Source organism: Pedobacter sp. UYP1, assembly GCF_040547305.1.
GTDB lineage: Bacteria > Bacteroidota > Bacteroidia > Sphingobacteriales > Sphingobacteriaceae > Pedobacter.
In genome coordinates, this window is sequence record NZ_JBEPPL010000004.1 from 292,456 (window position 1) to 304,671 (window position 12,216).

Consider the following 12,216-nt stretch of genomic DNA (forward strand, 5'->3'; position numbering starts at 1 on the left):
AATAATTAGATATGGCAGTTACTAAATATGATCAGGAAGATATCTTACCTATCGTTATTCACATATTGAGTTTTTCTACGATGAAATTTGCGGAATATGGATATCGCTCTATTGTAGAAAATGAGGTTACGCCCTTAAAAGGGCTGGATGAAAGTGATGTGACACCGGTCATGTATTTTGAACTGCTGGAGGCTTCGGATGATGATATATCAATAGCTATCCGCGATTGTATAGCACATATTGATGCCGCAGTTGATACTTTCTGTTTGTTACATGGAATAGATCTGGATGAATTGTATTCAGATGAGCGCATCCATGAGCTGGCTTGTATGCTTTATTACGAACTGTGCGATTATGCGGAAGGGGTAATTGACAATGATTTGGAAGAAGCGATCACAGAATTACCTTTTGCAACTGCCAATGCTTTTTTCTTTTTATGCAAACTGATTATAGAGGAAGAAGTTGACCACGATTTTCTGATGGAAGATGGTTTATATGGAAAAGGGGCACAGGATCTTGAATTTATGGATACTTCTAATCCTGATGTGGCTATTCTGCACGACCTGGTTCTGGAAATTAAAAAAATGAACCTGGAAATCTCAGAAATTTATTCCGGCAGGGCTAATTAAACAAAAGCTTTGTTTTGATGTTCTATAAGAGCATAAATAAATTTTCATGAATAAACTAGTTTTAATCCGGCATGGGCAAAGTGAATGGAACCTTGAAAACAGGTTTACTGGCTGGGAAGATGTCGATTTAAGTGAGCAGGGCAGGGACGAGGCTTTGCAGGCCGGTAAATTACTGGCCAAGGCGGGTTTTACTTTTGATATTGCCTACACTTCTGTCCTGAAAAGAGCAATCAAAACTTTACATATCGTATTGGAAGCTATGGATTCACTCTGGATTCCGGAAATCAAAGCATGGCAGTTGAACGAACGGTACTATGGTGCGCTTCAAGGCCTTAATAAAGCTGATACTATAACTAAGTATAGCGCAGCACAAGTGTTGACCTGGAGAAGGAGCTTTACGGTTCCACCACCAGCGCTCACCGCCGAAGATATCCGCTCGCCTTTTAAAGATCTGCGTTACGCAGGTATAGACCCTTCACTTTTACCTTTAACTGAAAGTCTGGAAACAATGATGAAAAGGGTTATCCCTTATTATCAGAATGAAATCTCACCAGCACTTAAAAGTGGGAAACATATTTTGATTGCAGCACATGGTAATACTTTGAGGGGACTGGTCAAATATCTTGATCAGCTTTCGGATGAGGATATTATCAATTATGAAGTGCCTACGGGGATTCCGCTGGTTTACGAAATGGATGATAGTTTTGTTCCTTTACGGAAGTATTTTCTCAGGCCAGAAGAGGTGTCAGAAAATATTCAGGATTACTGAAGGAGCTATTTTAGCTCCTTTTTACAGTTTGCAGGTGCATAAGTAAATCTACCCTGTGAAAAGTCTATAGGGATATCCTTTCTGAAATAGATTCTACCCAGTACGCCTTCCATCTTTCCAATGCCCATCAATAATTTGTTGTCTTTTTTCAGAAAGGCAAGCGGGTTTTTATAACCTGTAGGTTTCTTTCCGATTTTAAAGGAATAAATAACGAATAAGGTATCACCTTTAAATGCGCCCTCAAACTCCCCGCGATTGTTATCTTTTTTATAATAGTTAACTACCAGATCTCCACTTACCCTTCCCTTGCTAAAAGATTTAATTTCCATTTTAGAGGTGTCTCTGCCATCTACAGCCATATAACAGTTTGTGTCAATTGGTTTCTCTGGGTTTATACCGTTATCCTGACGGCAACTGTATAGTATTGTTGAGGCCAGAGCTATACAAATTAGGATAGGATTTTTCATAAGCGCTATTATTAAATATATAGATAGGATGCGCTGATAGAGGTAATTCCATAATTGTGTTGCTACTTGTTTTGTTTTTTCAGCCATTCATCTACTTTACGCTGTAATAGTGTATCTGTTTTATTGTACATCATTGCTTTGGCATAAGCAGGGCTGAGCTGTTCCGGTAAGTTGATCCAGTAAAGTTCCGGATGTTTTTTCTGCTGATACTTCGCTTCCGTCTCATCCGTAAACATGATGTCTGCGTTCTGATTTAACAGGGCTTTAAAAACCTGCTGGTTGTCTGGAATAACCTTTATTATTGCATTTTGTATGGCCTTTCTGGCAAATATTTCATTTGTCCCTCCTATATTTTCAATGATCCTGACACCGGGTTGATCTATCGCATTAAAATTTATGAATTTTGAACGGTCTGCTAAACGGAAAACAGCCACCTTACGGTCCATGAGCAGCGGGACAGAGAAGTTAAATAGTTTTGCTCTTGTTGCATTCACGGATATTCCGCCTGCTGCAATATCAAATTTTTTGTCCAGCAGGTCAGCACTCAGATCTTTCCAGGTAGTTTTAACAAAAACTACCTTTTTCTTTAAATGTTTCCCTAAACGTAAAGCCAGCTCAATATCTTCTCCATGAAATTGATGGGTGAGGGTGTCATAACTGGTTAATGGAGGGTAATCACCTGTTGATCCAACCCGGAGTGTTGAACTGGTTGTTGTCGTGGCATCTGGATTGGCTGCCGTTCTGGGGCTGCAGGCAAAGGCCAGCATCAGGATTAAACCACAGGAAAGATAGTGACGGATCTCAAATTTCATCCTGTTAATATCAGTAATTTATCCTGAAAAAGAAATGGTTAAAAAAGAAGCCGGCCGGCTTCTTTTTTAACCATATTTATAAACTAGTTTACTCCACCTTTACGCGTAGGTTTTACAACTGGAGGCCAGGTGCCCGGTTCGCCAGTTCTGGGATTAACTGGTAATACAACTCTGTCTCTTGATGTTTTTTCCGGATCTTCACTAGCCATATAAGCCAGGATTGCAGTCAGCGTCGCATTATTACGTACATCATCAAATACAATTTTATCATAAGTATCTCTGTTAGTATGCCAGGTATAAGTTCCATACGACCAGCTGTTAGAACTTAAGGAGAATGCAGGCGCACCAGCAGCAACAAATGATGCAAAATCAGAGCCACCACCACCCGGCGCACCAGGGAAATTGGTTGTGATATGTTTTTTGATACTTTCCGGTACGTTTGTTAACCATCGGCCCAGGTAGTCATAAGAATTCAGGAAACCTTGTCCTGCAAGATTAACGACTCTTCCAGTACCATTGTCCTGGTTAAATACCACCTGGATATTTTTTACAATTTCCGGATGATCTTCTACAAAAGCTCTGGAACCATTTAAGCCTTGCTCTTCGCTGCCCCAATGTCCAATTAAAATGGTTCTTTTAGGATTAGGGTACATTTTTTTCAAAATCCTTGCGGCTTCCATCATGGTAATTGTTCCTGTACCGTTGTCAGTCGCACCAGTTCCGCCATCCCATGAATCGAAATGCGCAGATAAAATCACATATTCATCAGGTTTCTCTGTGCCTTTAATTTCGGCAATTGTATTGAAAGTTGGAACCACACCTTGTTCTTTGGATTCTACATGAACACTGATTTTAGGTTTGTTTCCAGACTCGGTTAATCTGTATAATAATCCGTAGTCTTCTAAAGAGATATCTACGGTAGGAATTAACTTTGTATTGGCTCCGAATATTTTATTTGAACCAAAGCCATTTGACCAGTTACAGGTTACTACACCAAGTGCCCCTGCCTTTTCAAATGCAGCCGGCAGAGTTTTCAGGGTTAAACCTGTTTTTTTTACGTTAGCCTGCCATGCGGTAGTTTGTGCAGCTCTGCTAGTCTTCATTTTCTCAAAAGACTCGGGAGTCGCAAACTCTGCCCAGTTATAATCAGGTCTGCCTGTAGGCTGGTTCACAGAAAACAGGACGAATTTTCCTTTAACTGTTGGCAACCAGTTTTTGAAAGCGATTGAATCTGCCAGCATTGGAAACACTACTGTTTCTGCAACTACAGATTTTCCTTTAGTACCCGGACTCCAGGCTAACTGCATCCCTTCTAATGATTTTACGCGGGGATAAACCATATCAATATGAGATATTCCTCTTTCCCATCCGCGCCATTCTCCCCATTTCTCATTTTTTGCTTTGATTCCCCAGCCTGCATATTTAGTTACTGCCCAGTCATTGGCTTGTTTCATTTGCGGAGAACCTACTAAACGCGGGCCCACTACATCCATCAATTCATGTGCAAGGTTTTCTAACTGTGAGTTTTCAGTAGCTTCTTTTACAATATTGTCAATAACCTGGTTTTTTGTTTGTGCATAGCCGATATTTCCCGTGAGCAGCAGGGAAATAACAAGAGCTTTTGTGCTATGCTTTAGATAAGAGTGTTTTTGGATAGCTTTCATTAATTTAGGGTTGATAAATAAATCTAAATTAAAGGTAGCCATAAAAGGTTTTATCCTCCGGATGGTAACAAGATTGTGTCTTGTATAAAGCTGATTGCTGATGAGATTATTTTTTGCTGATCAGGGCTATTTATTGCTGATCAGGCTCAAATTCAAGAGAAACGGAATTCATGCAAAATCTCTGATGTGTTGGCGCAGGACCGTCATTGAAAATATGTCCAAGGTGAGAATCGCAACGGCCACAGGTCACTTCAACTCTGCGCATGCCATAGCTGATATCCTCTTTATAAATTACGCTGCTGGGTTTAATGGTTTCAAAGAAACTCGGCCATCCACAGCTGCTGGCAAATTTAGCATCAGATTTAAATAACACATTTCCGCAAACTGCACAATAATAAGTACCGATTTCTTCGCTATCCCAATACTTTCCTGCAAATGCACGTTCAGTACCTTGCGCTCTTGCAACATGGTATAAATCGGCAGGCAGTATCTTTTTCCATTCCGTATTGGAAACCTCTAATTTGGTGTCGTTCGTTCTGGAATAGTATGGATTGTTTATTGGATTCGTGTTCATAGGATAAAGATAAGCAATACAATTAAAAAAAACAGGCTGCAAAAACTACCCGAAAGTAATCTTTGCAGCTGTCTGAACAACCTAATTCCAACCACCGCCTAATGCGCGGTATAAATTGACCACTGCATGTAATTTCTGACTCTGATCATTGATGCCTCTGAGTTCTGCAGTCAGCAGATTCTGTTCAGCAGTCAGTACATCTGTATAATTTGTATTTTTACTATAATTCAGCAGTTCCTTATTAAAGGATACAGCTTTTGTTAAAGCGGTTAATTGTTTTTGCCGCTTACCGGCTTTTTGTATAGCAGACTGGTACACAGCTAATGCATCAGACACCTCCTGGCTGGCTTTTAAAAGAGACAGCTGAAAATTGTAAAGCGCCTGATTTTGCTGAGATTGTGCTGTTGTTAACTTCGCCTTATTAATACCTCTGTTGAAAAGAGGTTGGGTAAGACCACCAGCAATATTCGCAAATAAACCTGCACTGTTAATCCACTCCTTAAGTGTAAGACTGGAAAAACCTCCCGCTGCGGTAATGGTTAAAGCGGGGTAGAAATTGGTTTTCGCAACATTGGTGCGCTCAAATGCAGCTCTGAAAACATACTCTGCCTGTTGCACATCAGGTCTGTTAGCTAATAACTGTGCAGGAATGCCAGGTTTTAAATCATAATCCAGTTTTTGTTGTTGCAATGATGTTCTTTCAATTTTCCCGGGTGTTCTGGCCAGCAAAACACTTAAAGCATGTTCAGTTTCTTTGATTTTTTGCTCAATATCAGGAATAGCCAGATCTGCCTCATAATAATTGGCTTCACTTTGCACAACTGCGACTCCATTTAATACAGAGCTTTCAAAAAGAAGTTGAATGGCTTCTGCATCAGCCTTTCTGTTTAAGGCCGTTTTTTGTGTCACAGCCAGCTGTTCATCCAGCGTTAGCAAATCATAATAGTAGTTGGCAATGTTGGCTATCAGTTGCGTCTGTACTGCTCTTTTAGCCGCATCGGAAGCCAGGAGTTCTGCTAATGATGCCTTTTTTACACTGCTTAATTTACCCCACACATCAATTTCCCAGGCAGTTGTAATACCGAAATCATACTGCGTAGAATTATCGAATATTCCAAAGCTTTGCGGATAGGCAAGCTTGGATTGCTTCACCGAAACATTGGTATTAATCTCAGGCAAAAAAGCAGCTTTACTCATTCTTAAGTTTGCCTTTGCTTCGTTGATCCGCTCAATCGCGATCTTCAAATCAAAATTCGCTTGTAAACCTTGTAAAATTAAATGGTTTAACACAGTATCAGTGAAAATGGCTGACCACTTTAAAGCGGCCATATTTGTCGTATCTGAAAGGCCTGCATCGCGGTAAGCCGGCGCAGTAGAAATTGCGGGTTTGCTATAAGGCCTGGTTACCTTACAAGAACTCCATAAGCCCGAAACGATTACTAAAGGAATCAGGAAAGAGTGATATATTTTTTTCATCTATTTATCTGTTTTTACTTTTGTCAGCTGAATCCGACAGGATTAAATGATTTCTGGAAGAGGTGAAGGCTCATGTTTAGGTGGATGTACACCTGATATTTTTTCGTGTAAAGCCTGGAAAAGAATAAATAATACAGGGATTACAAAGACGCCAAACAGGGTGCCGATCAGCATTCCGCCAACAGCAGCTGTTCCGATTGATTTATTACTCAATGCACCTGCACCGGTGGCCAGCATTAATGGAATCAGTCCGAAAATGAAAGCGAACGAGGTCATTAAGATGGGCCTCAACCTTGCTTTTGCACCATAGATTGCCGATTGAGTAATACTTCTGCCACTTAATCTGTGCATTAACGCAAATTCAACAATCAGAATCGCATTTTTAGCCAGTAATCCGATCAGCATGATTAAACTGATCTGCAAAAAGATATTGTTATCTATCCCGAAGATTTTAGCAAAGATAAATGCACCTGCTAATCCAATTGGTAAGGATAATAATACGGCCATTGGCAGGATATAACTCTTATACTGTGCACTCAACAGAAAATAGATAAAGATTAGACACAGGGCAAAGATTAAAGTCGTCTGGCTGCCGCTGGAAAGTTCTTCTTTAGTCAGCCCGGAAAATTCATGTGAATAACCCCGGCCTAAAGTCTGTTCAGCAACTTCATTGATTGCCCTGATCGCATCCCCAGAGCTATAGCCTATTTTGGGTGTCCCGGTTACCGTAGTAGAAGTAAACAGGTTAAAACGGTTGATAAATTCAGGGCCATAAGTCTTTTTAAGCGTTACGAACTCTGTAATAGGTGCCATAACGCCTTTATCTGTTCTAACAAACACCTTATTGATATCCGCTTCTTTACCTCTGGAGCCGGGGTGAGACTGCATCATTACCCGGTATTGCTTGCCAAATTTGTTGAAATCTGAAGCATATAATCCGCCGTAATATCCTTGAAGCGTATTCAATACGGTCTTTACATTAACGCCGGCATCTTTACATTTAGCTACATTTACATTCACTTCCAATTCAGGGAAGCCAATGTTAAATGGTGTTGCTGCGTACATGATTTCCGGACGCTGATTCAGCGCATTCATGAACTTCCCAATGTTTTCTGAGAAACTTGCATAACTACCACCAGTTTTGTCCTGAAGCTGAACTTCAAAACCATTGTTATTTCCGAAGCCCTGTAAAGTTGGTGCAGCAAAGAAAATGACCTTAGCCCCTTTAATATGGCCTGTTTTTGCAAATAGCTGATTGACAATACTGGTCACATCCTGGTTTTTGTCCTTCCTTTCTTTCCATGGTTTCAGGCGGATAAACAGGGCACCGTATGAGCCGCCAAATCCATTGATTAAGTCCATTCCGGCCAACCTGGAAGAAAGTTCTACTTCTGGTATGGACCGGGCTATACTATCTACCAGATTGGTGATTTCTTCTGTACGTTGTAAGGTAGAAGCAGGAGGCAGGATCACATCTCCATAAATCGCTCCACTGTCTTCATTCGGTACAAACCCGGTAGGGGTGGTTTTGATCAGGAAATAAAATATTCCCGCAAATACTGCAATTCCAGCTATAGATATCCATTTTCTACGGATCAAAAAGCGGACTCCTCCAATATATTTATTGGTTACCGTTTCAAATGCAGTATTAAAGCCAGCATAGAATTTAGGTAAGAATCCAGTTGGACGCGTATGCGCTTCAGGCCCATGTGGTTTTAGAAATATAGCACATAAAGCTGGACTCAGTGTTAAAGCATTTACCGCCGAGATGACAATAGCGACTGCAAGTGTTAATCCGAATTGCTTGTAAAAGACTCCCGCAGAACCTGTAATAAAAGTTACGGGCAAAAATACGGCCGACATAATCAGGGTGATCGAAATAATGGCACCACTGATTTCACTCATCGCATGCATCGTCGCCTTTTTGGCTGATTTTGCACCTTGATCTAGTTTCGCATGTACCGCCTCAACAACTACAATCGCATCATCGACCACAATTCCAATGGCCAGTACTAAAGCGAATAAAGTAAGCAAGTTGATTGTAAAACCAAAAAGCTTCAGGAAAAAGAATGTTCCGATAATCGCTACCGGTACTGCTATGGCAGGAATTAAAGTTGATCTTAAATCCTGAAGGAAAATAAAGACGACAATAAAAACCAGGATAAATGCTTCTGCTAAAGTGGAAACCACTTTTTCAATTGACGCATTCAGAAAATCATTGGCATTAGAGAAAGGATGATAAGTTACACCTGGAGGGAAGTCTTTCGAAGCCTCCTTTAAGATATTTTCACAAGCAATAATCAACTCCCTGGCATTTGCACCAGAAGTCTGGCTAATTGCACCACCCGAAGAAACTTTTCCTTGCGTCATCAGAGAAGTGGTATAATCCTGTGCACCGAATTCTATGTCTGCCACATCCTTAAGACGTAATAAACCGCCTTGTTTAGCACTGCGGAGAATAATATCTTCAAACTGTTTGACCTCTTCCAGACGGCCGGTATACTTTAAGGTATATTGAACAGACTGATTACTGTTTTCTCCCAATTTACCGGGGGCAGCTTCAATGTTCTGTTCTTTGAGCGCTGCTACAATATCATCAGGGATTAAACCCTGATTCGCCATCGCTTCGGGTTTCAACCAGATTCTCATAGAATATTCCTGCATACCGTAAATTTGTGTACTTCCCACGCCATTTACCCGTTTCATTTGAGGCATAATGTTTATTCTCAGGTAGTTGTCCAGGAATTTCTGATCATAAGCAGGGTTACTGCTGTAAAGTAAAAAACTATAGGCCTGACTGCTCAGCTCTTTACTGGTCGTGATCCCGGCTTTAATTACCTCCTCAGGTAATAAACTGGTCGCTTTAGTGACCCTGTTTTGTACGTTGATAGCTGCCTGATCAGGGTCTGTTCCCTGTTTAAAGAAGATGGTGATTGTAGCACTTCCGTTATTACTTGCCGTAGAGGTCATGTAAGTCATGTGCTCTACCCCGTTAATCTGCTCCTCCAGTGGAATAATGACGCTTTTCATCACCACATTGGCATTGGCGCCCTGATAAGCAGCCGTTACAGAAACTGTGGGCGGGGCGATATCAGGATATTGGGAGATCGGTAAGGAGGTTAGTCCCAATATTCCCAGGATGACTATAATAATCGATATGACCGTAGACAATACCGGGTTTTCAATAAATTTCTTTAACATGTTTATGCTTATTTCGAGGTTGAAGGATTGGGTTTAATTTTCATACCGTCTTTTAAATTACCCAGGCCCCCGGTAACAATTTGGTCGCCTGCTGCCAGTCCTTTGGTAACCACGTAGTCTTTATCCGTAACAGCTTCCATAATATCAATTGCCGTATGGTGGACGATGTTTTTCTGGTCAACTTTAAAGACAAAGTATTTTCCCTGTAATTCGAAAGTGGTAGACTTAGGTACCATAATTGCGTCGCTCAGCTGAGTTGGGATTCTGATGATCGCACTCGCACCACTCCATAATTTAGCTGCTGGGTTTGGGAATACTGCCTTGAAATTTGCAGCCCCTGTTGAGGCGTTCAGTACGCCACTTAGTGTTTCAATTTTACCTTTTGTAGTATACATTTCACCATCCTGCATCATGAGCGATACCTGGGGCATATGCTTGAATTTCTCATTGACTTTTTGACCGTCATATTGATTTAAGAATGCACCCAATTGCTGCTGACTTAGTGAAAAGTAAGCGTAGATTTGTTTGGTATTGGCAATGGTAGTTAGTGCAGTTTCAGAAGTACTGCTCACTAAACTGCCTATTTTATAAGGTAAACTTCCCACCACTCCATTAATCGGGCTTACAATATTTGTATAAGCAAGCTTGGACTTGGCAGCAGATAGATCGGCTCTTGCCTGATTGAGTTCCGCTTTTTTTACCTGTTCTACATTTTTGGCAGAAGTGAGCTCAAAGGAGTTTACAATTTTCTTCTCTACCAGTACATTTGTTCTTTCTGTTTGAATGCTGGCAGTTTCCAGGTTAGCTACAGCGGCAAGAACTGCTGCATTTTTATTATTCATTTCCTGTTGGAAGCTGTTGGCATCTATTTTAAATAAAGGTTGCCCTTTACTCACCATTGTACCTTCCGAAACATATACCTGTTCTATATATCCATCTACTTTGGAACGGATTTCTACGGTTTGTTCGCCTTGCAGTGTGGTCGGATACTCTGCAAAAAGATCTGTCTTTTGAGGCGTAATTGATAAAACGGGGAATTCTTGTATATTTTCCTGCTGCTGCGGGCTTTTAGAATTTCCGCAGGAAGATAAAATCAGGCAAGCTGAAAGGCAGGAGTAAATTAGTGTTGTTTTCATTATGGGTGGGTCTATAAGTTTTTTTTCTTTTTATAAATCATGATAGGAGAGCCAGCTTCTCCCCACATCAGGCTTTGTACTTGTTCCATCAGGTAACCTGTTGCGCAGACGTAGACTTCCGGAGGAACTATTGTACTGGCTTTGAGTACTACTTTCTGGTCATTAAATAAGCTATAGTCTATTTTTTTTACTCTTTCCATCCAGATCAGCTCTGTATGATCTTGTTGATTAGCAAAATAAACCAGGTCTGTAAAAGGCTTGAGCAACGAGGTGATATATACATAAGCCCAATAAGGAACAATCGCATCATTTGAACAATAAAGAATCACTTCTTTTCCAGTAAACTGACTCCAGTTTATCTGGATCATATCCACTCTGAATACTTTTTCCTTTAATAAATATCCCTGGAATAAATAAGGGACAAGGTCAAAAACTATGTATTCCTGTTTGAGCGGTTTGTAATTAATCAGATCGAGCGTGACAATACCGCTCATTTCTACTTTATTAATAATTTCTTCCATTTTTTTGTTGTTGAGTTGGCAGCTTCATTTTATTTTGGACATAAGAATCCCTGCCCGCTTAAAATCATTTTTTAAGGAGTGAAGGATAAACAGGCTGATCATAGCCTTTTATTACTTAATCGTGTTTTTAAGAAGGATCAGTTGCAGCGCGGCAACTGATCAGGAAGCCTTTCGCATGAGTACGTTCCAATACGGAACAAGAAAGACTGGCTGTTTTTCCGGAGAAGACATCGCTATAATTGTGCGTAATTTTAAAGACATAACTATGATTTAAAATATGAATAAGTTCAGCAAAGTTAGTACTTTTGTGAATAAAACAACCAAACACTTGTTTTATTAATTTATGATGACAAACAGATTCCTGATGCTGCTTAAAACCCGCGGTGCCTTAACAGCTTCCGTAATTGCGCAAGAACTTGGTATGACAAAGGAGGGCGCGAGGTTACAATTATTAAAGTATACGGAGGAAGGATTAATTGAAGCTAAGAACGAATCCAGTGGGGTAGGCAGGCCTAAACAATTTTTTAGTTTAACCGCCGCCGGGAATGCTAAATTTCCCGATACACATGCTGAACTTACCGTAAAGCTGATCAATACGATCAGGAATACTTTAGGGGATAATGCCTTGCAGAGTATAATGGATGCTAATGAGCAGACAGGCAGAGATAAGTATATGATGGAATTAGCTCCTTTTGATGAGCTGGAAGGAAGGATTGCGAAGCTAACAGAAATCAGAAGCCGGGAGGGATATATGGCTGAATACAGTAAGGATGAAGATGGTTATTTATTCATTGAAAATCATTGTCCTATCTGTGCTGCAGCAACTTCCTGCCAGGGATTTTGCTCTGGAGAGCTCAATGTATTCCGGTTCGTACTAGGAGAAAAAGTGGATATTAACCGGTTAGATCATATCGTTTCCGGAGATCGGAGATGTTCTTACCGGATTGCACTTAAGTAGCCTGAGATT

Annotated in this window: 11 protein-coding genes; 3 read left to right on the forward strand and 8 right to left on the reverse strand. The window is 40.6% G+C overall.

Annotated features, from left to right (window positions below):
- Positions 1–11 precede the first annotated feature (11 nt).
- Positions 12–629 carry a hypothetical protein gene (locus ABIB30_RS11385; protein ID WP_354302086.1) on the forward strand — a complete coding sequence of 206 codons (618 nt, stop codon included), beginning with the start codon at positions 12–14 and terminating at the stop codon, positions 627–629.
- Between the two features lie 46 nt (positions 630–675).
- Positions 676–1,398 (forward strand): 2,3-diphosphoglycerate-dependent phosphoglycerate mutase, encoded by a 723-nt coding sequence (gene gpmA, locus ABIB30_RS11390; RefSeq protein WP_354302088.1) that lies wholly within the window; start codon positions 676–678, stop codon positions 1,396–1,398.
- Between the two features lie 5 nt (positions 1,399–1,403).
- On the opposite strand, the gene ABIB30_RS11395 is transcribed toward gpmA, so the two are convergent.
- The 8 genes from ABIB30_RS11395 to ABIB30_RS11430 all read right to left on the reverse strand — a co-directional run bounded on the left by ABIB30_RS11395 (position 1,404) and on the right by ABIB30_RS11430 (position 11,249).
- Positions 1,404–1,865, reverse strand: coding sequence for a hypothetical protein (locus tag ABIB30_RS11395; RefSeq protein ID WP_354302090.1), 462 nt, complete (start codon positions 1,863–1,865; stop codon positions 1,404–1,406).
- A gap of 62 nt (positions 1,866–1,927) precedes the next feature.
- The gene (locus ABIB30_RS11400) at positions 1,928–2,677 is read right to left on the reverse strand and encodes a transporter substrate-binding domain-containing protein (protein ID WP_354302092.1); all 750 of its coding nucleotides are present in this window, start codon (positions 2,675–2,677) and stop codon (positions 1,928–1,930) included.
- Positions 2,678–2,760: 83 nt separating this feature from the next.
- On the reverse strand, positions 2,761–4,341 hold the full coding sequence (locus ABIB30_RS11405; RefSeq protein ID WP_354302094.1) for a M20/M25/M40 family metallo-hydrolase: 1,581 nt from the start codon (positions 4,339–4,341) through the stop codon (positions 2,761–2,763).
- Between the two features lie 130 nt (positions 4,342–4,471).
- Entirely contained in the window at positions 4,472–4,915 is a 444-nt protein-coding gene (msrB, locus tag ABIB30_RS11410; protein ID WP_354302096.1) for a peptide-methionine (R)-S-oxide reductase MsrB, read from the reverse strand.
- Between the two features lie 81 nt (positions 4,916–4,996).
- Entirely contained in the window at positions 4,997–6,391 is a 1,395-nt protein-coding gene (locus ABIB30_RS11415; protein ID WP_354302098.1) for an efflux transporter outer membrane subunit, read from the reverse strand.
- A gap of 42 nt (positions 6,392–6,433) precedes the next feature.
- The gene (locus ABIB30_RS11420; protein ID WP_354302100.1) at positions 6,434–9,592 is read right to left on the reverse strand and encodes an efflux RND transporter permease subunit; all 3,159 of its coding nucleotides are present in this window, start codon (positions 9,590–9,592) and stop codon (positions 6,434–6,436) included.
- A gap of 8 nt (positions 9,593–9,600) precedes the next feature.
- Positions 9,601–10,728: an efflux RND transporter periplasmic adaptor subunit gene (locus ABIB30_RS11425; RefSeq protein WP_354302102.1), complete on the reverse strand. Its 1,128-nt coding sequence runs from the start codon at positions 10,726–10,728 to the stop codon at positions 9,601–9,603.
- An 11-nt stretch (positions 10,729–10,739) separates the two neighbouring features.
- Complete coding sequence (locus ABIB30_RS11430; protein WP_354302104.1) at positions 10,740–11,249, reverse strand: DUF2480 family protein; 510 nt, start codon at positions 11,247–11,249, stop codon at positions 10,740–10,742.
- 343 nt (positions 11,250–11,592) lie between these two features.
- Between ABIB30_RS11430 and ABIB30_RS11435 the strand changes: the two genes are divergently transcribed.
- Positions 11,593–12,207, forward strand: a complete 615-nt coding sequence (locus ABIB30_RS11435) for a helix-turn-helix transcriptional regulator (protein ID WP_354302105.1) — start codon at positions 11,593–11,595, stop codon at positions 12,205–12,207.
- Positions 12,208–12,216 lie beyond the last annotated feature (9 nt).